Annotated in this window: 21 protein-coding genes and 1 riboswitch; of the genes, 7 read left to right on the top strand and 14 right to left on the bottom strand. The window is 64.1% G+C overall.

Going from position 1 to position 25,628, the window contains the following annotated elements; translation table 11 throughout:
* Positions 1 to 4: 4 nt before the first annotated feature.
* The 7 genes from B0G75_RS09210 to B0G75_RS09180 all read right to left on the bottom strand — a co-directional run bounded on the left by B0G75_RS09210 (position 5) and on the right by B0G75_RS09180 (position 8,781).
* Entirely contained in the window at positions 5 to 1,015 is a 1,011-nt protein-coding gene (locus B0G75_RS09210; protein ID WP_106303428.1) for an ABC transporter permease subunit, read from the bottom strand.
* Positions 1,016 to 1,153: 138 nt separating this feature from the next.
* Entirely contained in the window at positions 1,154 to 2,782 is a 1,629-nt protein-coding gene (locus tag B0G75_RS09205) for an ABC transporter substrate-binding protein (protein ID WP_106303425.1), read from the bottom strand.
* A 242-nt stretch (positions 2,783 to 3,024) separates the two neighbouring features.
* Positions 3,025 to 4,668, bottom strand: a complete 1,644-nt coding sequence (locus B0G75_RS09200; RefSeq protein ID WP_106303423.1) for an ABC transporter substrate-binding protein — start codon at positions 4,666 to 4,668, stop codon at positions 3,025 to 3,027.
* Between the two features lie 296 nt (positions 4,669 to 4,964).
* Positions 4,965 to 5,795: a methylenetetrahydrofolate reductase [NAD(P)H] gene (gene metF, locus B0G75_RS09195; RefSeq protein WP_106303421.1), complete on the bottom strand. Its 831-nt coding sequence runs from the start codon at positions 5,793 to 5,795 to the stop codon at positions 4,965 to 4,967.
* Positions 5,796 to 5,806: 11 nt separating this feature from the next.
* Positions 5,807 to 6,160, bottom strand: coding sequence for a phage holin family protein (locus tag B0G75_RS09190; protein ID WP_106284835.1), 354 nt, complete (start codon positions 6,158 to 6,160; stop codon positions 5,807 to 5,809).
* 129 nt (positions 6,161 to 6,289) lie between these two features.
* A complete protein-coding gene (gene ahcY, locus B0G75_RS09185) occupies positions 6,290 to 7,711 on the bottom strand; it encodes an adenosylhomocysteinase (protein WP_106303418.1) in 1,422 nt (473 codons plus the stop codon).
* Positions 7,712 to 7,743: 32 nt separating this feature from the next.
* A riboswitch (S-adenosyl-L-homocysteine riboswitch) is annotated at positions 7,744 to 7,878 on the bottom strand.
* 126 nt (positions 7,879 to 8,004) lie between these two features.
* Positions 8,005 to 8,781, bottom strand: coding sequence for a glycosyltransferase family A protein (locus B0G75_RS09180; protein WP_106303415.1), 777 nt, complete (start codon positions 8,779 to 8,781; stop codon positions 8,005 to 8,007).
* Between the two features lie 173 nt (positions 8,782 to 8,954).
* Here B0G75_RS09180 and B0G75_RS09175 point away from each other — a divergent pair, with 173 nt between their 5' ends.
* Positions 8,955 to 9,917, top strand: coding sequence for a LysR family transcriptional regulator (locus B0G75_RS09175; protein WP_012434676.1), 963 nt, complete (start codon positions 8,955 to 8,957; stop codon positions 9,915 to 9,917).
* Between the two features lie 59 nt (positions 9,918 to 9,976).
* Here B0G75_RS09175 and B0G75_RS09170 read toward each other — a convergent pair whose 3' ends face one another.
* Positions 9,977 to 11,731 carry an OmpA family protein gene (locus B0G75_RS09170; RefSeq protein WP_106303413.1) on the bottom strand — a complete coding sequence of 585 codons (1,755 nt, stop codon included), beginning with the start codon at positions 11,729 to 11,731 and terminating at the stop codon, positions 9,977 to 9,979.
* Between the two features lie 172 nt (positions 11,732 to 11,903).
* Positions 11,904 to 13,562, bottom strand: coding sequence for a GMC family oxidoreductase (locus tag B0G75_RS09165; RefSeq protein WP_106303411.1), 1,659 nt, complete (start codon positions 13,560 to 13,562; stop codon positions 11,904 to 11,906).
* 307 nt (positions 13,563 to 13,869) lie between these two features.
* Between B0G75_RS09165 and B0G75_RS09160 the strand changes: the two genes are divergently transcribed.
* The gene (locus B0G75_RS09160) at positions 13,870 to 15,555 is read left to right on the top strand and encodes an isovaleryl-CoA dehydrogenase (protein WP_106303408.1); all 1,686 of its coding nucleotides are present in this window, start codon (positions 13,870 to 13,872) and stop codon (positions 15,553 to 15,555) included.
* A 112-nt stretch (positions 15,556 to 15,667) separates the two neighbouring features.
* Positions 15,668 to 17,086: a coniferyl aldehyde dehydrogenase gene (locus B0G75_RS09155; RefSeq protein ID WP_106303406.1), complete on the top strand. Its 1,419-nt coding sequence runs from the start codon at positions 15,668 to 15,670 to the stop codon at positions 17,084 to 17,086.
* Positions 17,087 to 17,089: 3 nt separating this feature from the next.
* On the opposite strand, the gene B0G75_RS09150 is transcribed toward B0G75_RS09155, so the two are convergent.
* The 5 genes from B0G75_RS09150 to fliE form a co-directional block, all read right to left on the bottom strand.
* On the bottom strand, positions 17,090 to 17,449 hold the full coding sequence (locus B0G75_RS09150; protein WP_106303403.1) for an EscU/YscU/HrcU family type III secretion system export apparatus switch protein: 360 nt from the start codon (positions 17,447 to 17,449) through the stop codon (positions 17,090 to 17,092).
* Positions 17,449 to 18,882, bottom strand: coding sequence for a flagellar hook-length control protein FliK (locus B0G75_RS09145; RefSeq protein ID WP_106303400.1), 1,434 nt, complete (start codon positions 18,880 to 18,882; stop codon positions 17,449 to 17,451). The genes B0G75_RS09150 and B0G75_RS09145 overlap by 1 nt, the downstream gene beginning before the upstream one ends.
* 91 nt (positions 18,883 to 18,973) lie before the next feature.
* Complete coding sequence (locus B0G75_RS09140; protein ID WP_106303398.1) at positions 18,974 to 19,300, bottom strand: flagellar protein FliT; 327 nt, start codon at positions 19,298 to 19,300, stop codon at positions 18,974 to 18,976.
* On the bottom strand, positions 19,297 to 19,731 hold the full coding sequence (fliS, locus tag B0G75_RS09135; protein WP_106303395.1) for a flagellar export chaperone FliS: 435 nt from the start codon (positions 19,729 to 19,731) through the stop codon (positions 19,297 to 19,299). The genes B0G75_RS09140 and fliS overlap by 4 nt, the downstream gene beginning before the upstream one ends.
* Positions 19,732 to 19,948: 217 nt before the next feature.
* Positions 19,949 to 20,284, bottom strand: coding sequence for a flagellar hook-basal body complex protein FliE (gene fliE / locus B0G75_RS09130; protein WP_012434685.1), 336 nt, complete (start codon positions 20,282 to 20,284; stop codon positions 19,949 to 19,951).
* A gap of 235 nt (positions 20,285 to 20,519) precedes the next feature.
* On the opposite strand from fliE, the gene fliF reads away from it, so the two are divergent.
* From fliF to fliI, 4 genes are read left to right on the top strand one after another with little or no spacing between them, the layout of a single operon-like run.
* Positions 20,520 to 22,328: a flagellar basal-body MS-ring/collar protein FliF gene (gene fliF / locus B0G75_RS09125; RefSeq protein ID WP_106303392.1), complete on the top strand. Its 1,809-nt coding sequence runs from the start codon at positions 20,520 to 20,522 to the stop codon at positions 22,326 to 22,328.
* Positions 22,318 to 23,313 carry a flagellar motor switch protein FliG gene (gene fliG / locus B0G75_RS09120; protein WP_106303390.1) on the top strand — a complete coding sequence of 332 codons (996 nt, stop codon included), beginning with the start codon at positions 22,318 to 22,320 and terminating at the stop codon, positions 23,311 to 23,313. Before fliF ends, fliG begins: the two co-directional genes overlap by 11 nt.
* Complete coding sequence (gene fliH / locus B0G75_RS09115; protein WP_181309209.1) at positions 23,300 to 23,983, top strand: flagellar assembly protein FliH; 684 nt, start codon at positions 23,300 to 23,302, stop codon at positions 23,981 to 23,983. Before fliG ends, fliH begins: the two co-directional genes overlap by 14 nt.
* Complete coding sequence (gene fliI, locus B0G75_RS09110) at positions 23,977 to 25,626, top strand: flagellar protein export ATPase FliI (protein WP_106303387.1); 1,650 nt, start codon at positions 23,977 to 23,979, stop codon at positions 25,624 to 25,626. The genes fliH and fliI overlap by 7 nt, the downstream gene beginning before the upstream one ends.
* The last annotated feature ends 2 nt before the right edge of the window (positions 25,627 to 25,628 follow it).

Here is a 25,628-nt window from a genome sequence, read left to right as displayed (position 1 = left end):
CGGTTTACCTCGTATGGCGGATGCGAGGATTCAGCACGCCGTACAACAGATCGACGACGAGGTTCACGACGATCACCAGCGTGGCGATCATCAGGATACCGCCCTGCACCACGGGGTAGTCGCGCCGGCCGATCGCGTCGATCAGCCACTTGCCGATACCCGGCCACGAAAACAACGTCTCGGTCAGCACCGCGCCCGCGAGCAGCGTGCCGACCTGCAGACCGATCACCGTCACCACCGGAATCAGCGCATTGCGCAACGCATGCACGACGATCACGCGCCCTGGCGACAAGCCCTTCGCGCGCGCGGTGCGGATGTAGTCCTCACGCAGCACTTCGAGCATCGACGAACGCGTCATGCGCGCGACGACCGCCAGCGGAATCGTGCCGAGCACGATAGCCGGCAGGATCAGGTGACTGAGCGCGGATTTGAAGGCGCCTTCGTCGGTGGACATCATCGCGTCGATCAGCATGAAGCCGGTCACGTGCGGAATGTCGTATTCGACTGCGATGCGGCCGGACACCGGCGTCCAGCCGAGCTTCGCCGAGAACACCATGATGAGGATCAAGCCCCACCAGAAGATCGGCATCGAGTAGCCGGTCAGAGCCGTGCCCATCACACCGTGGTCCACCACCGTGCCGCGCCGCAGGGCCGCGAACACGCCCGCCGGCAAGCCGACGATCAGCGCGAACAGCATCGCGCAGATCGACAGTTCGACGGTCGCGGGAAAGCGTGCGAGGAATTCGCCCATCACGCTGGTGTTGGTGATGATCGATGTGCCGAGGTCGCCGTGCAACGCGCGTCCGATGTAGTGGACGTACTGCATCGGCAGGGATTCGTCGAGCCCGAGCCGGTGCATTGCCGCGGCGTGCATGGCGGGATCGACGCCGCGCTCGCCCATCATCACTTCGATGGGGTCGCCCGGTATCAGGTGAATCAGCGCAAACGCGAGGATCGTGATGCCGATGAAAGTCGGAATCACCATGCCGATGCGGCGCAAAACAAAGCGGAACATGGTTCGTCCCTATGGTCTTGGTGAAGAAAAAACGCAACCGGCGACGAGGGCTCGTGACCCCGGTCGCCGGACCATTTCGACCAGTTTTCTAACCGTGCGAAAAGCGTACTGCGCGAATTTTACGACTAGCTTGACGAATTACTTGATGCTGACGCCGTCGAAACGCGCATAGCCGAGCGGTTCGATGCGCATATCCACCACCTTCTTGCTGACAGGCTGGTACACCGTGGAGTGAGCGATCGGCGAGAACGGCAGTTGCTGCGCGAAGATCTGCTGCGCCTGCATGTAAGCCGTCGTGCGCGCGCCCTGATCGGACGTGACGCGGCCCTTCTGAATCAGGTCGTCGAACGGCTTGTAGCACCACTTCGAGAAGTTGTTGCCGTTCACCGCTTCGCAGCCGAGCAGCGTGCCGAGCCAGTTGTCCGGATCGCCGTTGTCGCCGGTCCAGCCGATCAGCATCGTATCGTCCTCACCTGTGTGAGCGCGCTTGATGTACTCGCCCCACTCATACGTGACGATCTTCGCCTTCACGCCGATCTTGGCCCAATCGGCCTGGATCATTTCCGCCATCAGGCGGGCGTTTGGGTTGTATGCGCGTTGCACCGGCATCGCCCACAGCGTGATGTCGAAACCGTTCGGATAGCCGGCCTTGGCCAACAGGGCCTTGGCCTTGTCCGTATCGTAGGACGCGCCCTTCAGGTTCTTGTCGTACGACCATTGGGTCGGCGGCATCGGATTCGTGGCGGCCTGGCCTGCGCCCTGGTACACGGAGTCGATGATCGCCTTCTTGTTGATCGCCATGTCGAGCGCCTGGCGCACTTCGACCTTGTCGACCGGCTTGTGCGTGACGTTGTACGCGAGGTAGCCGAGGTTGAAGCCCGGTTGCGACGGCATTGCGATGTTCGCTTCAGCCTTCAGCGGCGCGATGTCGGCCGGACGCGGATAGCTCATCACCTGGCATTCGTCGCGCTTGACCTTCTGCACGCGCACGCCGGCGTCCGGCGTGATCGAGAAGATCAGCTTGGAGATTTTCACCGTGTTCGGCTTCCAGTAATCCGGATTGCCGTCGAAGCGGATCGTCGCGTCTTTCGTGTAGCTGCGGAAGATGAACGGGCCCGTGCCGACCGGGAACTGGTTGATGTCGGCGGCCTTGCCGGCTTTCATCAACTGGTCGCCGTATTCGCTCGACAGGACCGACGCGTATTCCATTGCCAGATTCTGGATGAACGGCGCGTTGACTTCCTTCAGCGTGAACTTGACCGTGTACGGATCGACCTTTTCGACGCTGGTGATCAGCTTGTCGAGGCCCATGTCCGTGAAGTACGGGAACTGGACCGGGTAAGCCTTATGAAAGGCCGAGTTCGGGTCCAGCATGCGCTGGAACGTGAACACGACGTCGTCCGCATTGAATTCGCGCGTCGGCTTGAAGAACGACGTGGTCTGGAACTTCACGCCATGACGCAGATGGAACGTGTAGGTCTTGCCGTCCGCGGATACGTCCCATTTTTCGGCGAGGCCCGGTTCGACCTTGGTGCCGCCGCGTTCGAATTCGACGAGACGGTTGTAGACGGTGAACGTATTTGCCGTGAAATCGGTGCCCGTGGTGTATTGGGCAGGATCAAAACCCGCAGGGCTGCCTTCTGAGCAGTAGACCAGGGTTTTATTCGGAATCTCGGCGCGCGCGACACTTGCGCCCACCATCGATGCCGCTGCAGCTGCGACGAGCGTCGTAACACGCGCGGCGCGCAACAGATTGTTTTGCTTCATGTTTCCTCCAGGTTCGTGGCCGGCTCCCGCCGGCGTAGCGCGATATTACTTGAGCTTGGCTCACAGCACCAAGCGGAGGAAATTCCTGGTGTTGCGATCGGAGTTAGCGCTTCAGCGGTTACTCCGATCCCACGCAGCGCGGACGATCGGAAACCATTCGGGCATAAGCGGCGGCCGCACGCCGGCGCTGGCCAGGCATGCGGCTCTAGAGGGGCGTCTCAGCAAAAAACGGCCCGCCGTCCTTATTTCAGACCCACGTTCATGAATTGCGTCGGGCCGAACGGGTCAATCTTAAAGCCGGTGACGTCTTTATTGATTGGCTGATAGACCGTCGAGTGAGCGATCGGCGTGAAAGGAACTTGATCCTTGAAAATTTCCTGAGCTTCCGTGTAAGCCTTGGTGCGCTGCGCCAGATCCGTCGTGCCGCGCCCCTTTTTGATCAGATCGTCATACGGTTTGTAGCACCATTTGGAAAAGTTACTGCCGTTCACCGCATCGCACCCGAGCAGCACGCCGAGCCAGTTATCCGGATCGCCGTAATCGCCGGTCCAGCCGATCAGCATGGCTTCATGCTCGCCGGCATGACCGCGGCGAATATATTCGCCCCACTCGTAAGTGGCGATCTTCACCTTGACGCCGATTTTCGCCCAATCGGATTGCAGCATTTCCGCCATCAGCCGCGCATTCGGGTTATATGGCCGTTGAACCGGCATCGCCCATAGCGTCAAATCGAAGCCGTCCGGATAACCCGCCTGTTTCAACAGTGCCTTGGCTTTTTCCGTGTCGTATGGAGCATCCTTCAGATTCTTGTCATAGCCCCACTGGGTCGGCGGCATGGGGTTGGTCGCCGCTTGTCCGGCACCCTGATACACCGACTCGATAATCGCTTTCTTATTGATCGACATATCGAGCGCGCGGCGGACCAGCACGTTGTCGAGCGGCTTCTTGGTGGTGTTGTAGGCAATAAAACCGAGATTGAAACCGACCTGATTGGGGACCACGAGCGACGCGTCGGCTTTAGCTTGAGGAATATCTGCCGGACGCGGATACGACATGACCTGGCATTCGCCGCGTTTCAGTTTCTGCAGACGCACGGCCGGATCGACGGTAATTGCAAATATCAGTTTTCCGACTTTGACGACGCCCGGCTTCCAGTAATCCGGATTACCGTCGAAGCGAATCGTGTCGTCTTTCGTATAGCTTCGGAAAATAAACGGACCCGTGCCGACCGGATATTGATTGATATCCGACGCCTTACCCGCTTTCAATAGCTGATCGCCATACTCAGCCGAGATAATCGATGCGAACGGCATGGCGATCTGCTGTAAAAACGGCGCATCGACTTCCTTCAACGTAAATTTCACCGTGTACGGATCAACCGCTTCGACCTTCGCGATGTTCTTGGCGAGGCCGAGATCGGTGAAATACGGGAACGGCACCGAGTACGCCTTGCGGAACGGCTGCTCGGGATCGAGCATGCGCTGATAGGTGAAGACGACGTCGTCGGCGTTGAATTCGCGCGTCGGCTTGAAGAACGACGTGGTCTGGAACTTCACACCGTGGCGCAAATGAAACGTATAGGTGAGCCCGTCGGGCGATACATCCCATTTCTCGGCGAGGCCCGGTTCGATATCCGTGCTGCCGTGCGCGAACTCGATCAGCCGGTTGTAGACCGTGTACGACGCCGCGCTGAACTCGACGCTGGTGGTGTATTGCGCACTGTCGAAGCCCGCCGGACTGCCCTCGGAGCAGAACACGAGGGTCTTGTCGGGCAGCTTGGCCGCGTCGGCGACGGCGGGCAACAGCGCGGCGCTCAGAACCGCACAGGCGCTCAGCACTGGAAGGCAGGTTTGGCGAACTGCAAACAGCAACTTGGGTACCGTCATCACGTTCTCCGCACAGCAGCCACGTCAGCTGCGCTTTGATCATAGACAGCACAAAAATCGGGTTCAATGAGGGCTTACGCGCCGCAAAGTTGATTCGCGCGGGCGTGTTTATTGCAACGCAACAGCCGCTGCGCTGGTCGTGCAAGCATGGAATTCACCGTTTCGGCTTCGTTTGCGTGGCGCTCGCCTGGCACCCATGTAACGGTCGCGCCGACGCCGCCGCGCAATTCGCCGCGCAAAAAAAACCGCGCGGCCAAACGCGCCGCGCGGTTTCGTCTCGACAACGTGATGCGAGCTTAAACAGCCAGCCGTTCGCAGATCGCTTTGGTCGCCGCGGCGCCGTTCAGCGTGTAGAAGTGGAGGCCCGGCACTTTGGCGTCGATCAGACGCCCGCACAGGTCCGTCACCACATCCAGCCCGAACGCGCGAATCGACTCACGGTCGTCGCCGAAGCTTTCCAGCCGCCGAGCGATCCAGCGTGGCACTTCAGCGCCGCACATCTCCGAGAAACGCATCAGTTGCGAGAAGTTTGTGATCGGCATGATGCCCGGCACGATCGGCACATCGACGCCGAGTTTCCGTGCGTCGTCGACGAAACGGAAGTACGCGTCCGCGTTGAAGAAGTACTGCGTGATCGCCGAATTGGCGCCGGCCTTCACCTTGCGGGCGAAGTTGTCCAGATCGTGACGCGGCGAGCGCGACTGCGGGTGGTATTCCGGGTAGCCGGCCACCTCGATCCAGAACCAGTCGCCGAACTCGGCGCGGATGAAGCTCACCAGTTCCGACGCGTAGCGCAACTCGCCGACTTCGCCCATGCCGGACGGCAGATCGCCGCGCAGCGCGACGATATGGCGGATGCCATGCGCGCGGTACTGGTTGAGAATCGCACGCAGGCTCTCTTTCGACGAGCCGATGCACGACACGTGCGGCGCCGCTTCGAGCCCTTCCTTCGCCATTTCGACGACGGTATCGAGCGTGCCCTGTTGCGTCGAGCCGCCGGCGCCGAACGTGACGGACATGAACTTGGGCTTGAGCGTGACCAGTTGTGCGCGCGTGGCGCGCAGCTTGTCGACGCCTTCCTGCGTTTTCGGCGGGAAGAATTCGAATGATAGTTCGATCGGGTTCATGATTCAGTAAGTCAACCGAGACTGCGGTTGCCGAAAATAAGCGCGGACAGCAGCCAGGAAACGATGCTGTACAGAATCGAGCCGATAAACGCCGACCAGAAACCCGACACTTCGAAGCCCTTCAGGAGCGACGCGCACAGCCAGAAGCACAGCGCATTGACTACCAGAATGAAGAGTCCGAGCGTGAGAATCGTAACGGGCAGCGTCAGCAGGATCAGCACCGGCCGCAGGATCGTGTTGATCAACCCGAGCACCACCGCGACGATCAATGCGGTGCCGAAACTGCGGATATGAATCGACGGAACGAGGTAGGTGATGATCAGGAGCGCAAGCGCGTTGATCAGCCAGGTCAGCAGCAAGGTCATGTAGAGCTCCTTCGGCAGGATGTCCGATAACGGAAAAAGCGCGCAAAGCGGTGGGCATGGCGGACAAAGCGGCGCATCATGCGCCGCCCTGTCGTCAAACTGTCATGCGGTCAAACCGCCGCGACGCGCTTAATAGCGGTAGTGGTTCGGCTTGAACGGACCATTCTTGTCGACGCCGATGTAGCCGGCCTGATCGTCCGACAGCACGGTCAGGTTTGCGCCGATGCGCGCCAGATGCAGGCGTGCGACCTTCTCGTCCAGATGCTTCGGCAGCACGTACACCTTGTTCTCGTACTTCTTGCCTTGCGTGAACAGTTCGATCTGCGCGAGCGTCTGGTTCGTGAACGAGTTCGACATCACGAACGACGGGTGGCCCGTCGCGCAACCCAGGTTCACGAGGCGGCCTTCAGCCAGCAGGATCACGCGCTTGCCGTCCGGGAAAATGATGTGGTCGACTTGCGGCTTGATGTTGTCCCACTGGTACTGGCGGGTCGACGCAACGTCGATTTCCGAATCGAAGTGACCGATATTGCAGACGATCGCGTTGTGACGCATCGCCTTCATGTGATCGTGGCCGATCACGTGGTAGTTGCCGGTTGCCGTCACGAAGATGTCGGCTTTGTCGGCCGCGTATTCCATCGTCACGACACGGTAGCCTTCCATCGCCGCTTGCAGCGCGCAGATCGGATCGATTTCGGTGACCCACACGGTCGCGCCCAGACCGCGCAGCGATTGCGCGCAGCCCTTGCCCACGTCGCCGTAACCGGCGACCACGGCGATCTTGCCCGCGATCATCACGTCGGTCGCGCGCTTGATGCCGTCGACCAGCGACTCACGGCAGCCATACAGATTGTCGAACTTCGACTTGGTGACCGAGTCGTTGACGTTGATCGCCGGGAACGGCAGACGGCCGTCCTTTTCCATCTGATACAGACGGTGCACGCCGGTCGTGGTTTCTTCCGTCACGCCCTGAATGTGCGCGAGGCGCGTGGAGTACCACGTCGGGTCCGCGTCGAGGTGCGAAGCGATCGACTTGTACAGCGCGACTTCTTCTTCATTCGTCGGCTTCGAGATCACCGAGCGGTCTTTCTCAGCCTTCGAGCCGAGGATCAGCAGCAACGTGGCATCGCCGCCGTCGTCGAGGATCATGTTGGCGAATTCGCCGTTCGGCCATTCGAAAATGCGGTGCGAGAATTCCCAGTACTCGTCGAGCGATTCGCCCTTGAATGCGAACACCGGCGTGCCGGCCTTGGCAATTGCCGCGGCGGCGTGATCCTGCGTCGAGAAGATGTTGCACGAAGCCCAGCGCACGTCGGCGCCGAGCGCGGTCAGCGTCTCGATCAGCACGCCGGTCTGAATCGTCATGTGCAGCGAACCTGCAATGCGCGCGCCCTTCAGCGGTTGCTGCGCCTTGTACTCTTCGCGCGTCTGCACGAGACCGGGCATTTCCGTCTCGGCGATGTTGAGTTCCTTGCGGCCCCAGTCGGCAAGCGACATGTCGGCAACAACGAAGTCCTGGGAATTTTTGGAATCGATAACTGCGGCGTTCATCACGCCCTCCTTTCTAAGTAGTGACTAGAAATTTGACGTGAGCGCGGTTCGATGCGGTGGATAGGAACGCGCCATGCGCATCCAGCCCTCCGATTGAAGTCTCCGAGCCTGGCGGGCGGCCGGCGAATAGCTGATTCGCGGTACCCGTCGCAACGCTCCTCGAAGACGAACGGCGATTGTAGCAAAACGAGATGGCTTCGGGGCACGGATCGGGTTTTCAGGCGACGCGGATTTCTTGCGCTTCGTGCGTGCGCTTAGCCGCCGTGACGTACGCCTTGCAGGCCGCACACGGCCTACGACGCGGTCGCCTCGGCCGTCACGTTCGCCGCGCGCAATTGCGCGATGCCGGTGCGCGCGGTGTCGAGAAACTGCTTCGACACGCGGAACGCTTCGGCGACGTCGGCAGGATCCGGAATCTGCAGTCCGAGTGCAACGCGGAAGTAGCGTTCGGCGTGAATGCCCGCGTGGTAGTGCATGCGCACGCGCTTCACATCACTCAGCCGTGGGTTGCCGAATATATCGCGCAGCGCCCACGAAAACGCGCCGTCTTCGCCGCCGATACGGCGAAACGCGTCGTCCATCGGAAAGCCGCCGAGCGCGAGATAAGCCGCCCGGCGAATGAACAGGCCGCTGGGCACCGTATTGCTGAGCGTTGCAGCATGCGCGGCGAAGTCAGGATGAGCCGTGAGGTCGCGCGGAAAATCCGCGTACTCGACGTCGAGCCGCACGGACACTTCCTTCGGGTTTTGCGCGAGGAATGCGCTCGCGGCGGCGAGGGCGCCGGGCAGATATTCGTCGTCGGCGTCGAGGAAGGCGACCAGGTCGTGCGACGCATGCATCGCGCCCCAGTTGCGCGCTCGCGCCGCGCCGCCGTTGTACGGCATCCGCAGCAGACCCACGCGCGCGTCGAGGCGGCCGCATTGAGCCACGATGTCTGCGGAGGCATCGACCGAGCCGTCGTCCACCACGACGATCTGCGTGGCTTCAGGCTGGATGCGGCAACTTTGCAGAGCACGCGCGAGCGTCGCCGCGCCGTTGTAGCAGGGAATGATGATCGAAATGGGCGTCATGACTAATGGGGGTGATGGGCCGCTCGGCGGTAAAAATCCCAGATGTTATTCCGCTTGCCGCCGGGCGCATCTTGAAATGATCGTGACGTCTCTGGATCGGCGCTCTGCAATATAAATAAATTGACTTACAATCCACCGGATCATTCCAATTTGGAATTCTGGAGCCTGAGATCGTGGAACTACGTGCGCTGCGGTATTTCGTCGAAGTGGTGCGTCAGCAGAGTTTCACCGTCGCGGCCGAGCAGATGTTCGTTACGCAGCCGACCATCAGCAAAATGGTCAAGTCGCTGGAAGATGAAATCGGCTCGCCGCTGTTGCTGCGCGACGGGCGCCAAATGGTGCTGACCGATGCCGGCCGGATCGTCTACCAGCGCGGTCAGGATGTGCTGGCGGCGCACGCGCAATTGCAGGCGGAGCTGAACGATCTCGATACGCTCGGCCGCGGCCAACTCACCATCGGCATTCCGCCCATGGGCGGCTCGCTCTTCACGCCGGCCATCGCGGCGTTCCGCCAGCGCTATCCGAAAATCGAACTCAAGCTGTTCGAGCAGGGATCGCGCGCCATCGAGACGGCGCTGATCAACGGCGAACTGGAATTAGGCGGCGTGCTGCAGCCCGTCGACCCGGAAAATATCGACGTGCTGCCCATGACGCGTCAGTTGCTGTGGCTCGTCGCACGCACGGGCTCGAGTTGGGACGATCTGCACGAGGTGCCGCTCGCACAACTTGCCAACGAGCCGTTCGTTTTCTACGGCGAAAGTCTTGCTCTCAATGATGTCGTCTTGAACGCGTGCCGCACCGCCGGATTTGCGCCGACCATCGTCGGACGCAGCGGTCATTGGGATTTCATGGCGGCGCTGGTGCTGGCCGGCGTCGGCATCGCCCTGTTGCCGGCGCCGTATTGCCGGCGTCTCGACCCTGCGCAGTTCACCTGCCGGCCAGTGGTGGAACCGGAGATTCCGTGGGAAATGGCGATCGGCTGGCGCCGCAATGGTTATCTGTCACATGCCGCGCGCGCGTGGCTCGAAGTCGCGCGCGAGGCGCTGCCAGGCCAGGCCGCTGACGATTTCATGCTCGGGCCGGGCATCGGCGTGACCGGTATCACGACCCCGTTTCCGGCACGGCCCGCCGAGTGATGCAGTGCTGCCTGGCGCAAACCGGGCAGCATGTCTTACGCGATGATTCCAGCCCGCAGTTACTGCTGCGCGACGAACTCGATGCGGCGGTTGGCAAAGCGCCCGCTCGCCGTGTCGTTGCTCGCCACCGGACGCGCCTGGCCATAGCCTTGCGCCAACAGCGAATCAGCGGGCACGCCGGTCTTGACGAGGTAGGCGCGCACCGCATTGGCACGTTGCTTCGACAATTGCAGATTCGCCTGTTCGCCGCCGACGTTGTCCGAATAGCCCGCCACTTCCAGCCGCGCCGTCTTGCCGTTGCCCGCGCAAGCGTTCAGCACACGCGCCGACTGCTTCAGATCATCCACAGCCGAAGCCGGCACATGCGCGCTAGCGCTCGCGAAGTTGATCACCTGCAGATTCAGCACTTTGACCACGTCCGCTGCCGCGCACGAGCTATCCGGCGTGAGCAGGCTCTTGATCGCGCTGCGGAAGTTCTCGTTGGCATCGGCGACGGCGTGCGCGACGTCGAACGAACCGATCTCGTACGAGGTGCCGAGCAGCGACTTCAGCTTGTCGAGCCAGCCGAGCTTCTTGTCCGCGGCAGTGCCGCTCAGTTCGATGTGCGTGCCGGCCACTTTCACTTCTGCGCCGGGCAGCGACAGCAGCGGCAACAGGCTGTCGAAATGGGCCAGCCAGTCGGCCGGTTTCGTGGCCGGGTCCACGGTGATGTTCGGCACGAAGTTGTATTGACCGAGGCGCTTCGTCAGCTCGTCCATCAGTTGCGTCTTTTCGGCTTCGCTGCCGACGGTGGCCGTCAGCGTCGGTTTGCCGGCGGTGTCGACGATGAAGCTGAGCTGGCTGTCTTGAGTGGGCACGACTGCGGCGGCCGGTTGCTGCGCGTCGCTTGCTGAACTCGCGGGCGTCGCGGCGCTGGCGGCAGATGCCGACGCTGCCGCGTCGCTGGCAGCTACCAAAACGGCTGAAGCCTGAACCGGCGCCAAAGCCGGTTGTGCGGTAACCGCCGCGTCGACACTGTTGTGCGCGCCGACGCGGCCGGCGCTCTGCTCACCCTGGCAGCCACGCAAAAACAGAAACGCCAGCACCGCAGCGATTGCCGCAAGCAGCCACCACAGCCACGTGTGCGAGCGGCGCTCTTCGCGCACCACGGCGTCCACGGGCACGTGGATGCTCGGCGACGCGTCGGCCGCCGGCTTGGCCGCCGGCGTCGGGTGATCGATGTGCGACGAAACAGCCTTCAATTGCGCCAGTATGTTGCCGGCAAACGCGCCGACGCCACCCAGACCGAGTGCGGCCATCAGGCGGTCGTTCAGAAAAGGCGCAATGACCGGCAGTTGATGGCCCAGCAGCGTGGGCAATTGCCCGGCGTTGCCCTGACCTTCGAGACAATGCCGCTTCAGCAGGCCGAGCAGCGTTGCCCCGACGATGCCCGTCATGGCATGCGTGGCGTGCGCCGGCACGCCGGTTTGCAAGGCGACTTCGTCGCTCAGCACGTCGACGCGGCGGTCCAGCGTTCGTTCGAGCAACTGCCGCCCGGCCATTTCCAGTTGGCTCAAGCCATTCGTGTTGCCGATCAGGCGCGGCAGCTGTTCGGCGATATGGCCGTTCACTTCCGGCGAGAGGATCGTGGTGAAAAGCGAACGCGCACCGTCGAGCGTCGCGCCCTTTTGCATCAGACCGGCGACAAGCGCCGGCGCCGCGGCGGCCAGCACCTTTTGAGTCGCGTCCGCCGGCAGCCCGAAGCGCCCCGCTAGCTGCCGCACCACACCGTCCGTCATGGCGGACTGAATCAGTTGAATTGCGTTGATGCTCATCGCTTCGCTTCCTCGAGTTCCCGAACGCGCCACCTAGCACGCTCCCTTTTGCGGCGCGATTATAGGTTTCGGGAAATCTCATAAACGAAGCGGCACAATTTATGACGAATTGACAGACGTTCGCTCAAGTTGTCTCATATTTGGCGGCAAATTCTGACATATCACTGAAAGCTTAAGCGGTATTCGCCGTTATGCCGGCTCTGCCGATCGACGCCATGTTCAGCTCCGCTTGCAATTCGCGACGGGCCGCCGCGATCAGATCGGCCGCGCGCTCGCCGATCATCACCGTCGGCGAATTGGTGTTGCCGCCGATCAGCGTCGGCATCACCGAAGCGTCGACGATCCGCAGCCCCGTGACGCCTCGCACCCGCAACTGCGGATCGACCACCGAGCGCGCGTCGCCGCCCATCCGGCACGTGGCCACCGGGTGATAAATCGTGTCGGCATGCTCGGCGATCGTGCGGCGCAATTCCGCGTCCGACTGGCCGGGATGTGTGTACAACTCGCTGCCGCCATACAGCGCGAGCGAGGGCGCATCGAGAATGCGCCGCGCCATCCGCGCGCCGTCCACCAGTAGATCGAGATCGCGCGGGTCGCTGAAGAAACGCGGATCGATCACCGGAGCGGTGCGCGCGTCCGCGCTCGCCAGAGTCACGGTGCCGCGGCTGTGCGGCCGCAACACGCACACGTGCAGCGAATAACCGTGGCCCCAATGCATATGACGGTTGTGATCGTCGACGATAGCCGCGCAAAAATGCAATTGCAGATCCGGCCGGTCGAGCGTCGGCTTGCTCTTCAGAAAACCGCCTGCCTCGGCGACGTTGCTCGACAGCATGCCGCACCCATGACGCATGAACGTGACGAACTGCGGCAACATCCGCGCAATGCCGCGAATCGAAAAGCCGGTCGGCTCGATCGACGAAACCCGCTTGTTGATCGTGAAATCGACGTGGTCGATGAGATTCTGGCCGACCTCCGGCGCGTCGTGCAGCACCGCGATGCCGAGCGACCGCAGATGCGCCGCCGGTCCGATGCCCGAGCACATCAGCAGTTGCGGCGAATTGAACGCGCCTGCCGCAAGCACCACCTCCGCGCGTGCTTCGAGCGTTTCCGTGCGGCCGCCGCGCACGATCTCCACGCCGCTCGCGCGCTTGCCGTTGAAGGCGACGCGCAGCACCGTCGCGTCGGCGATCGTATGCAGGTTGGGACGCGCGCGGTCGTAGATATAGGCGCGTGCCACGCTGCAACGGCGTCCGTCGCGCTGCGTCACCTGATAGAAGCCGATCCCTTCCTGATCCGCGCCGTTGAAGTCGCTATTCGGTTTGTAGCCGGCTTCCATCGCCGCCTGCACGAAGCGCCGTGAAAACGGATTCTGATAGCGCAGATCGGAGACAGTCAGCGGGCCGCTGTCGCCATGCCATGCGTCGGCGCCGCGCTGGTTGCCTTCGGCGCGGCGGAAATACGGCAGCACCTCCGCCCACGACCAGCCTTCGCAGCCCAGTTCCGCCCATTCGTCGTAATCGAGCGGATGGCCGCGCGTGTAGATCATCGCGTTGATCGCACTCGATCCGCCAAAGCCGCGCCCGCGCGGCTGATACCCTTGGCGTCCGCCGAGCCCCGGCTGCGGCGTGGTCAGATAACCGTAATTGGTCTTGAGTTTGTGCGGCACCACGGCCGCGACGCCGACCGGCATGTTGACGAACAGATTGCGGTCCGTGTGCGGGCCGGCTTCGATCAGCGCGATCGTCGCGTCCGGGCAGCTATCCGCGAGACGGCTCGCCAGCGCGCAGCCGCCCGAGCCTGCACCGACGATGATGTAGTCGTATTGCATCCGCTCCTCCTGATAGGCCGCGTTGTCGCGCGCCCTTGTCTCGTGCACACTTGTCTACGTGTGTTTCCTCGGCATTGTAGGGAGCGTTCGGATGGCGCGGCGGGTTCACGCCAGAGCGATTCCTCTAAACGGAACGGCCGCCGCGCCCCTATGATGAAAGACGCGCTAACGCCCGCCGGGCGGCTGCGCCCGGCATTCAAACACGGCGTCGCACGCGCCGTCCTCTCAGCGCGCGGCACGACACGCGGCGATTAAACAGCGCACTGCCGACCGACGTCGGCGAGCATGCGTCGAACGGAGACAGCAGATGGAAAGGCACAGCTTCGGCCAGACTCACGAGGTGACCAATCAGGTTCCGCCGCTCGCGGACTACAACCTGTTTTCCAGCGACGCCGCGTTGTCCGCCGCCCTCGAACGCGACGGCGCCGGGTGGCATCGCGGTGCATTGCTGCAGCACGGAGCGGCGCTCACCACGCCCGAGACGCTGTCGCTCGCCGAGCTGGCGAACCGTCACGAGCCCGAGCTTTTCACGCATAGTCCGCGCGGCGAGCGCATCGACGCGCTGGAGTTTCATCCTTCGTGGCACGCGCTGCTCTCGCTGCTGCGCCGCGAAGGCCTGCACGCGCTGCCGTTTTCCGACCCGCAACGCGGCGCGATGGTGGCGCGCTGCGCCGGTTACTTCCTGCACGCGCAAATCGAATCCGGCTCGCTCTGCCCGCTGACCATGACCTTCGCGAGCATCCCCGTGTTGCAACGCGAACCCGCGCTATTCGCCACATTGCGCGACAAGCTCTACGCGCGCGAGCACGATTCACGCGATTTGCCGCTCAAGCAGAAAACTTCCGCGATGATCGGCATGGGCATGACCGAAAAACAAGGCGGCTCGGACGTGCGCAGCAATCAAACCCGCGCCTACTCCACCGCCGGCAGCGGCCGCAGCGCCACCTACCGGCTCGTCGGTCACAAATGGTTTTTCTCCGCGCCGCAGTGCGACGCGCATCTGGTACTCGCCCGCACCGACGAACACGAAGGCCTCTCGTGCTTCTACGTGCCGCGCTTCGCGCCGGACGGCCGCAAGAACAACGTGCAGATCCAGCGTCTGAAAGACAAGCTCGGCAACCGCTCGAATGCGAGCAGCGAAGTCGAATTCCTCGACGCGTTCGGCATCATGATCGGCGACGAAGGACGCGGCGTGCCGACCATCATCGAAATGGCGAATTACACGCGGCTCGATTGCGTGATCGGCAGCGCGGCGCTGATGCGCGCGGCGCTCGTGCAGGCCATTCACCATGCGCGTCATCGCAGTGCGTTCGGCCGGCATCTCGCCGATCAGCCGCTGATGCGCAACGTGCTCGCCGATCTGGCTTTGGAATCGGAAGCGGCGACGGTGCTGTTCATGCGCCTTGCGCGCGCGTTCGAAGAGTCGACCGACGCTGCCTCCACCTCGCTCGCCGAGCGCGCGTGGCGCCGCATCGTCACGCCCGCGGCGAAGTACTGGGTCTGCAAACGCGCGCTGGAATTCACCGGCGAGGCGATGGAAGTCTGGGGCGGCAACGGCTATGTCGAAACCGGGCCGATGGCGCGTTTCTACCGTGAAGCGCCGGTGAATTCGATCTGGGAAGGTTCCGGCAACGTAATGTGCCTCGACGTACTGCGCGCTATGGAGCGCGAGCCGGAAGCGGCGCAGGCATTGTTCGCCGCGTGGCAAGCGGACGCGCAAACGCATCCGGCATTGAGCGCCGCGCTCGGCAAACTCGCCGCCACGCTCAACGGACCGGCCGAGCATCGCGAAGCTTCAGCGCGGCGGATCGCGCAGCAAGTCGTGCTGATCGCGCAGGCCACCTTGCTGCTCAAACACGCGCCCGCCGAAGTGGCTGAGGCGTTCATTGCCACGCGTCTTGCCGACGGCTGCGGCGAAAGCGGCCGCGTGTACGGCACGCTGCCGGCCACGTTCGATCACGCGGCGATCATCGAAAGAGCGTTTCCCGCCTGACGTTCAGCACGCACGCTTCAGGCGCGCCGCGAAGCAGCGGAAAAGCAGCATAAGCAAATCCAATAAAAGCGCGACTCGACGCGCAACACAATCCATCAGGGAGTGGACACACATGAAGAACGATCTGCCGGAAGTCGCCGCGCTCGAAGCGCTGCTGCGCGAGCAGCGCCACGCTTATTTACGCGCGCCGTATCCGTCGTGGGACATACGTGCCGCGCATCTGAAAGCGCTGCGCAAAGCCATGCTCGACAATCGCGACGCGCTCGCCGATGCGATGAGCGCCGACTTCGGCAATCGCGCGAAACAGGAAGTGCTGCTCGCGGAATTCCTGCTGGTGAAGGAGGAAATCGACGGCGCGCTACGTCATGGCAAGCGCTGGATGAAATCACAACGCCGCAGCACCAACAAATGGCTGCTGCCGGCGCGCGCGAAAGTCGTGCCGCAGCCGCTCGGCGTGGTCGGCATCATCGTGCCGTGGAATTATCCGGTGCTGCTCGCCGTCGGGCCGCTCGTCAGCGCGTTGACCGCCGGCAATCGCGCGATCATCAAAATGTCCGAACTGACGCCGCGCACTTCGGCGCTATTCGAGCAGTTGATCGGCCAGACCTTCGCGCGCGATCACGTCGCGGTGGTGAACGGCGACGCCGCGCTCGCCGCCGCTTTCAGCGCGCAGCCCTTCGATCACCTGCTGTTCACGGGTTCGACCAAGGTCGGTCACGAAGTGATGCGCGCCGCGGCCGAGCATCTGACGCCGGTCACGCTCGAACTGGGCGGCAAGTCGCCGGCCATCATCGGCGCGCATGCGCGTTTCGACAATGCGGTGGACAACCTCGTCGCCGGCAAGACGCTCAACGCGGGGCAAACCTGCGTCGCACCCGATTACGTGCTGGTGCCGCGCGGCAAGGAGCAGGCGTTCGTCGAACGGGCGCGCGCGCGGATGGCGAAGATGTACCCGAACTTCGCCGGCAACCCGGATTACACCTCGATCATTTCGGCGCGCCACTTTACGCGGCTGGAGCGGCTCGCCGACGAAGCCCAGGCCGCCGGCGCGCAACTGCACGCGCTCACCGACAGTTCACCCGATGCAACGAGCCGCCGCTTCCCGCTGATCGCCGTCACCAACGCGCCGGACGGATGCGCGCTCATGCAGGAGGAAATCTTCGGGCCGCTGCTGCCGATCGTGTCCTACGACACGCTCGACGACGCGATCGCGTGGATCAACGCCCGGCCGCGTCCTCTCGCGCTGTATCTCTACGCCGACGACACCGCCACCATCGAGCGCGTGACGCACGAAACCATCGCCGGCGGCATGGCGATCAACGAGACGCTGATGCATCTGGCGTGCGAGAGCCTGCCGTTTGGCGGAGTCGGCGCGAGCGGAATGGGCGCGTACCACGGCTACGAAGGCTTCGTGACGTTCTCGAAGATGAAACCGGTACTGACGCAGGCGCGTCTGAACGCCCGCGGCTGGATTTCGCCGCCGTACGGCAAACGGGTCAACGCGCTGCTGAAACTGATGATGCGATTCTGACGCTCAGCGCGTTGCCGGGCCGCCTTCGATTTCGGTGGCCACCACGTCGATGACATCCGGCACGCCGGCGTTCGCGGCTGGCGGCGGCTCGTTCTCGGCGCCGCTTTCCAGCCGATGCAGCCACGCGAGCATTTCCGCCACCGCTTGATAAAGCTGCGGCGGAATGCGCGCGTCGAGATCCACCTGCATCAGCAGCGACACCATTTCGGGCGCTTCGTGCACGTACAGGCCGGCTTCCTTGGCCCGCTGCACGATCATCTCGGCCAGCATGCCGTAGCCTTTCGCGATCACGCGCGGCGCGGGATCACTGCCCTGGGCGTCGTAGACGAGCGCGGCCGCGCTGCGGCGATGTTTGCGGCTCATCACATGTCCCAATCGAAATCGTCCAGCGGCGTGGCCGCGGTGCGACGGCGCCCGCCCGCGGTCCGGTTCGTTGCCGAGCCGGCCGCACCGCCCGCCTCTGCCGAACCAGCCGCCGAAGCCGATCGCGCATACGCCGACGCCGCCGCCTGAGCGGCCGCCGCGCCCGCGGCATTCGAAGCAGTGGCGGGCGCGCCGCCGCCGATCTCGCGAATCGTCAAGCCATTCAACTGGATGCCCGCCGCCGCGAGCCGCTGACGGAAGCTCTCACCTTGCATCGCAAGGCGCGCGGCGCCGCCGGGACTTGCCTGCACGCGCGCGACGAGCCGCGTGCCGGTCAGTGTCAGCTCCGCATCGACGGTGCCGAGCGTCGGCAGCGATAGCGTCAGGCGGGTACGCCACGGGTGGTCGTCCTCGCTTGCCGTACCGCCGCCGCTACGGTCCCATTCGTCGCCGTCCTGTTCGATGGTCCAGTCGAGCTTGGCGCCCGGCCATGCTTCGCCGGTCCAGCGAAACTGCCCGGTCGCGAGCAGATCGAGCTGCTGACGCACCAACGGCACGGTCGCGGGATGAACCGCCGCCGCCATCGACTGCGAATTCTGCGAGGCGCCGCCGTCGACGGTTTGCGCCGCCGCGGTGTGCAGGCTCGCATGCGCGGGCTGGCCGTTCAGGTCCGACAGGGAACTGGCCAGCACTTCGCCGGCCACGAAACGCGCGGCTTGCGCGTTGGGGATCGAAGGCATCCCGCGAGCGGCGGCGCCGGCGTCTTGCGCGCCGCCGTTCGAGGGACCATTTGGCATCGCACCCATGCCCTGCCGGGCGGACGGATTGGCGGGCGACGCGTCGCCGCCGTCGTTCGCCCAGTCGAGCGGCAATTGCGCGGCAGCGGCAACGAGTTTGTTTTGCGCCTCGCCGGCAAGCGAAGCGGGCGAACGCTGTCCCGCCAGCCATTGCGCGAGATGCGCTTCATAAAAGAGGCCGCTATCGCCGACGGTCTGTTCGAGCGCAGCGGCGAGCGCCGCGACCGGCACCTGGGCCGCCGCGACATTGGCGGTGGCCGCGGTGGCAGCGGCATTCGGATTGGCGGTAGATGCAGTGGCAGCCGTTGCGGCAGCGGACGTATCGAACAGCGGCAACGCGTAGACTTCGATATCGAGCGCGGGCGCGGCCGGCCAGATGGGCGTCTGGCCGATCACGGCGGGCGTCGCTTCGCCGCCCGAGCGCACGATCGCATTGAGCGTCAGCGCGACGGCGGACAGCGCGGTCTGGGCGGAAGGCTGCGGCGCGGGCGTCTCAATGAGCGCCGGCATAGTCGGCGCGGTTTCGACGCCCGCCGTGCCGGCTTGCGAAGCAGCCGCACTGCCTGGCGCGATATTGAGCAGACTATCGATCCGGCTCGCGAGCACCGAAGCGACAGTCGTGTCGATCCCGTTCATGCCGATTCCTTGGTCACATTGGCGGCGTCGCGCTCAAATAAAGTTAGTCAGCCGGATGGATAGAGGCGCTTCTCGGCGCGCGCGGCGCAACTCAGCGCGCTCCGTACAGCTCCTTGAGCACGCGCGTCGGCCGTCCGGCGAACAGCGCGGACAGATTGGCCATGCGCGGATTCGCCAGATCTCGGATCGCGGCGTCGTCGGCGAGGATCTGGCGGATCAGCGCGTACTTGCGCAGACGCTCCGCCTCGTCGAGCTTCACGCCCGTTTCGGCCTCTTTCAACGCCTCCACCAGATGGCGGTATTCCTCTTGCAGGTGGACCAGATCGTTCCACAGTGCGCGCCGGGCAGCTATCAGCATGCGGCAGGAAATCGCTGCAATCGCCTCGTAACGGGCGAAGTATTCTGCGTTCGATGTCATCTCATGCTTTCCGCGGCGGGCTGGGCTGCCATCCGCGCGATCTCCGGGGCAATCCCGATCCATGCTTCTTCGAGTGTGGCCAGAAGACCATCCACCTCGACCAGCATCGCCTCGCTTTGTTTTATGTTGGCTTCGAGCAGCCGGCGCGACATATAGCTATACAGCGCGTTCAACCGCTCCGCAATCTCACCGCCCGCCTCAAGGTTGAGCGATTGCTGCAGCCCGCTTTCGACGATCTGAATCGCCTTGCCGATCGCCTCTCCGCGAGCCGACACATTGCCCTGCTGCAAATGCATGCGCGCCTGCGCGATCGCTTGCCTTGCGCCCTGATACAACATCACGATCAGACGATGCGGACTCGCGCCCATCACCCCTGTCTCGACGCCGACGCGTGCGTACGCATTGGCTCCAGAGTGTCCTGGGGAAAACATCGGCGCTCCTCCTCTCTTGCACTGCGGTTGGTCGTGGCACCTCATCCCGGCACGTTGCCGCGCCCCGATGTCTGCCTGTACCTTGTTATCGGAAAGACAGCGGGAAAGCTTTAGGCCAGTGCAAGGAGGATTAAGCGGCCAAACGGTGCAGCCTTCGAGAGCCGCACGGCGCGCACGCGTTCGGGCGGGCGGAACAGCCTTGCCGCCCGAGCGGCGTTCACACCGACATCTGCATGATGTCGTTATAGGCGGACACCAGCTTGTTGCGCACCTGCAGGCCGAACTGGAAGCCCACGTTGGCCTTTTGCATGTCGACCATCACGTCGTTGAGCGACACGTTCGACGAGCCGAGTTCGAACGCCTGCGATTCGCCGACCGCCTTGGTCTGATCGCCGCTGATCTTGTCCAGCGAGGCTTTCAGTGCCGACGCAAAACCGGTGGGCGTCGCCGCGCCGGACGTGTCAGCGACCGTATTGCTGCCGCCGGCCGCTTGCGCCGCCATCGACTGCATCTGTTGCAGCGCCGACGAAAGCGCGTTCACGGGGAAAGTCATGTTTTCTCCAGGGAAGGACGACCGGTATGCCAAACCGTACCGATCTGGACGAAAGCATAGCAGCGGGCCATACGGGAAAGCCCCGAAACTAGGGGGGAAACCCGGCTCTATTCAAGCAATCGGCTTGGGCCGTGCTGCGGATAATTTCAAGGGTGAAAGTCTCTGTCCGTGCGCCCGCCGACCCTCGGTGCGGTAGCGGGCAGAACGCAAAAGGCATCCCGGAGAAACCCGACGCATGGATTCGTCAGCCAACTCTTTGATCAACCCCGACGCCCGCATGGGCCTCGCCGGTGCGCAGCCCGGCGCCGGTGCGGCCGGTGCCGGCCAGGCCGGCGGCGCAGCAGACCTCGGCGGCCTGGGGAGCAACCTCGGTGGCAACTTCGGTCAGCGCCTGTCCGGCCTCGCGCAAATGCGCGGCAACCCGCGCGCTCCGCTGATCTTCGCGGTGGCGCTGCTGGTCGCCGTGGTGGCGGGGCTGTTCCTGTGGTCGCGGGCGCCGGACTACAAGGTGCTCTACAGCAACCTGTCGGACCGCGACGGCGGCGCCATCATCACGGCACTGCAGGCGGCCAATATTCCCTACAAGTTCTCCGACGCCGGCGGCGCGATCCTCGTGCCGGCCGAGCAGGTGCATGAAATGCGTCTGCGCCTGGCCTCGCAAGGCTTGCCCAAGAGCGGCTCGGTGGGCTTCGAACTAATGGACAACCAGAAGTTCGGCATCAGCCAGTTCGCCGAACAGATCAACTATCAGCGCGCGCTGGAAGGCGAACTGGAGCGCACGGTCGAGTCGATTTCGTCGGTGAAGTCGGCGCGCGTGCATCTGGCGATTCCGAAGCCGTCCGTGTTCGTGCGCGACAAGGAAGCACCGTCCGCCTCCGTGCTGGTCAACCTCTACCCCGGCCGCGCGCTCGACGAAGGCCAGGTGCTCGCGATCACGCATATGGTGTCGTCGGCGGTGCCGGATATGCCGGTGAAAGGCGTGACCATTCTCGATCAGGACGGCAACCTGTTGACGCAGCCGTCCACCGGCAGCGGACTCGACGCCTCGCAACTCAAGTACCGCCAGCAGATCGAGCGCAGCACCCAGCAGCGCATCGACGCTATCCTGGCGCCCCTGTTCGGCTCGGGTAACGCGCATTCGCAGGTCAGCGCCGATATCGACTTCTCGCATAGCGAGCAGACCTCGGAAAACTACGGCCCCAACGGCAACCCGCAACAGGCGGCGATCCGCAGCCAGCAATCGAGCACCGCCACGGAAATGTCACAAGGCGCGGCCTCGGGCGTGCCGGGCGCGCTGTCGAACCAGCCGCCGCAGCCGGCTTCGGCGCCCATCAACGCGCCGACTGGCGCGAGCGGCGTGACGACCACGCCGGTCAGCGACCGCAAGGACTCGACCACCAACTACGAACTCGACAAGACGGTGCGCCATCTCGAACGGCCGATGGGCGGCATCAAGCGTCTGTCGGTGGCGGTGGTGGTGAACTATCTGCGTGTGGTCGACGCCAAGGGCCACGCCACCATGCAGCCGGTCACAGCCGACAAGCTCGCGCAGGTCAACCAGTTGGTGAAGGACGCAATGGGCTTCGACCAGGCGCGCGGCGACTCGGTCAACGTGGTCAACAGCCCGTTCAGCACCGAAGTCGATCCGAACGCCGACCTGCCGTGGTGGCGCACGCCGGACATGATCGCGCTCGCCAAGCAGATCGCGACTTACCTCGGCATCGGCGCGGTCGCCCTGTTCCTCTACTTCGTGATGGTGAAGCCGGCGCTGCGCCGCGCCTTCCCGCCGCCCGAGCCGGCCGCCGTCGCGGCGCTGGCCTCGCCGGACGAGCCGATCCTGCTGGACGGCATTCCCGCCGCCGAGCGCATGGGCGCGAACGGCAACAGCAGCGTCGCCGAACTGGAAAGCGATAGCGAGCTGCTGGCGCTCGAAAGCGCCAAGCACAAATATGAGCGGAACCTGGAATTCGCGCGCAACATCGCGCGTCAGGATCCGAAGATCGTTGCAACCGTCGTGAAAAATTGGGTGTCCGATGAGCGCTGAAGGCGTAATGAAGAGCGCGCTCCTGCTGATGTCGATCGGCGAGGAAGAAGCCGCGCAGGTGTTCAAGTTCCTCGGGCCGCGTGAAGTCCAGAAGATTGGCGTCGCGATGGCCGCATTTAAGAGCGTGACCCGCGAGCAGGTCGACGAAGTCCTGCAGGAGTTCGTGCGCGAGGCCGAGCAGCACACCGGCATGTCGCTGGATTCGAACGAGTACATCCGTTCGGTGCTGACCAAGGCGCTCGGCGACGACAAGGCCGGCGCGATCATCGACCGCATTCTGCAAGGCAGCGATACCAGCGGTATCGAAGGCCTCAAGTGGATGGATTCCGCAGCGGTCGCGGAACTGATCAAGAACGAGCATCCGCAGATCATCGCGACCATCCTCGTGCACCTGGACCGCGATCAGGCGTCGGAAATCGTCGCCTGCTTCACGGAACGGCTGCGCAACGACGTGCTGCTGCGCATCGCGACGCTCGACGGCATCCAGCCGGCCGCGCTGCGCGAACTCGACGACGTGCTGACCGGCCTGCTGTCCGGCAGCGACAACCTCAAGCGCAGCCCGATGGGCGGCATCCGCACGGCGGCGGAAATTCTCAACTTCATGTCGAGCAATCATGAAGAAGGCGTCATCGAGAATGTTCGTCAGTACGACGCGGAACTTGCGCAGAAGATCATTGATCAGATGTTTGTGTTCGAGAACCTGCTCGATCTGGAAGACCGCGCGATCCAGCTGTTGCTGAAGGAAGTCGAGTCCGAGGCGTTGATCATCTCGCTGAAGGGCGCGCCGCCCGCGCTGCGCCAGAAGTTCCTGTCGAACATGTCGCAGCGTGCGGCCGAACTGCTCGCCGAAGACCTCGACGCGCGCGGTCCGGTGCGCGTCTCCGAAGTCGAGACGCAGCAACGCCGCATCCTGCAGATCGTGCGCAACCTGGCCGAAGGCGGCCAGATCGTTCTAGGCGGCAAGGCCGAAGATGCATATGTCTGATCAGAACTCCGCAGCGAAGGAACGCCTCTCGGCCTACCAGCGCTGGGAGATGGCCTCGTTCGATCCGGTGCCGCCGGCGCCGCCCGAACCCGAAGTCGACGACGGCGCGTTCGAAGCCGAACTCGAACGCTTGCGCGACGCCGCTCATGCGCAGGGCATCGCGTCCGGCCACGTGGCCGGTCAGGCGCTCGGCTATCAGGCCGGTTACGACCAGGGCCATGCGCAGGGTTTCGAGCAAGGCCAGAGCGAAGCGCGCGAAGAAGCCGCGCGGCTCGCCGCGCTGGCCGAAACCTTCAAGGCCGCGCTCGACGGCGCGCAGGGCGCGATCTCCGAAACGCTGGTTGCGCTCGCACTCGACATCGCGCAACAGGTGGTGCGTCAGCACGTGCAGCACGACCCGACGGCACTGATCGCCGCCGCGCGTGAGGTGCTGGCCACGGAGCCCACGCTGGTCGGCACGCCGGCTTTAATCGTGAGTCCCGCCGATCTGCCGGTTGTCGAAGCCTATTTGATGGAAGAACTGCAAACGCGCGGCTGGACCGTGCGTACCGATCCGGCGGTGGAGCGCGGCGGCTGCCGCGCGCAAGCCAACACCGGCGAAGTGGACGCCGGCATCAACACGCGCTGGGAGCGCGTGGCCGCCGCACTCGGCAAGGTGAGCACGTGGTGAAGCCGACGCTCGAAGAGATCCGCGCCAGCGACCTGACGCCGCTCGAACGCGAACTGGCGCTGGCGTCGTTCGGCGCCGAAGCGCTTGCGGAAGAACCGGCTGCGGTAACACCCGCCGCTGCCGCGGTCGCGGCAATCGAAGCCGCCTTGCGCGATCCGGCGCACGCCCATCCGGCGACGGGCGCCGCCGCGAGCCGCGTTGCCGCCGCAGCGGGCCCTGCTACCGCCGCTGTCGCTCACCCGCCTTACGATCCCGCGCTCGACAGCAACCCGCACGTGCAAGCGTGGCGCGGCCGCCTCGACGCACTGCGCGCGCGCAATGCGATCGCCAAGCCGATGCGCGCCTGCGGACGTCTCACGCGCGCGGCCGGTCTGGTGCTCGAAGCCGTGGGCCTGCGTCTGTCCGTGGGCGCCGAAGTGATGATCGAACTGCCGCAAGGCAGTTCGCTGCCGATGGCCGAAGCCGAAGTGGTCGGCTTCTCCGGCGACAAGCTGTTTCTGATGCCGACCACCGAAGTGATCGGCCTCCTCCCCGGCGCGCGCGTTTTTCCGCTCGAAAGCGCGCCGATCGCCGATCCGATGGCGGGCGCCAAACGTCTGCCGGTCGGTTGGGAATTGCTCGGCCGCGTGCTGGATGCCTCCGGCCGTCCGCTCGACGGACTCGGCCCGCTCGGCGCGCATGCCGACGCCCCGCTGTCCGCGCCGGTCATCAATCCGCTGAACCGCGAACCGATTCACAAGGTGCTCGACGTCGGCGTGCGCGCGATCAACGCATTGTTGACCGTCGGCCGTGGCCAGCGCATGGGCTTGTTCGCCGGCTCGGGCGTCGGTAAATCGGTGCTGCTCGGCACGATGGCGCGCTACACCAGCGCCGAAGTGATCGTGATCGGCCTGATCGGCGAACGCGGCCGCGAAGTGAAGGAATTCATCGAGCAGATTCTCGGCGAGGAAGGGTTAGCGCGCTCGGTGGTGATCGCTGCGCCCGCCGACGTCTCGCCGCTGCTGCGCATGCAGGCCGCCTCGTATTCGACCTCGCTTGCTGAATATTTTCGCGACCAGGGCAAGCACGTGCTGCTGCTGATGGACTCGCTGACCCGCTATGCGATGGCGCAGCGCGAGATCGCGCTGGCCGTCGGCGAGCCGCCCGCCACCAAGGGCTATCCGCCTTCGGTGTTCGCCAAGCTGCCGGCGCTCGTCGAGCGGACCGGCAACGGCCCGGCGGGCGGCGGCTCGATCACCGCGTTCTATACGGTGCTGACCGAGGGCGACGACCAGCAGGATCCGATCGCCGACTCGGCGCGCGCGATTCTGGACGGCCACATCGTGCTGTCGCGCTCGCTGGCTGAAGCCGGTCACTATCCGGCCATCGACATCGAAGCGTCGATTAGCCGGGCAATGACCGCGCTGATCGACGATAACCATCTGGACAAGACGCGTATGTTCAAGCAGATGCTGTCGCGCTATCAGCGCAACCGCGATCTGATTAACGTCGGCGCGTATTCGAGCGGGCGCGACGCGCTGCTCGACCGCGCAATTGCGCTGTATCCGCGGATGGAAGCCTTTTTGCAGCAAGGTTTTCGCGAGTGCGCGAACTTTGAACCGAGTCTCGAGATGCTGGACGGGCTGTTTGCCCAAGGAGGCTGACG

Origin of the sequence: Paraburkholderia sp. BL18I3N2, assembly GCF_003001875.1 — a bacterium.
GTDB lineage: Bacteria > Pseudomonadota > Gammaproteobacteria > Burkholderiales > Burkholderiaceae > Paraburkholderia > Paraburkholderia phytofirmans.
Note: the sequence above shows the minus strand (reverse complement) of the source record. Positions and strands in the feature narration are given on the sequence as shown.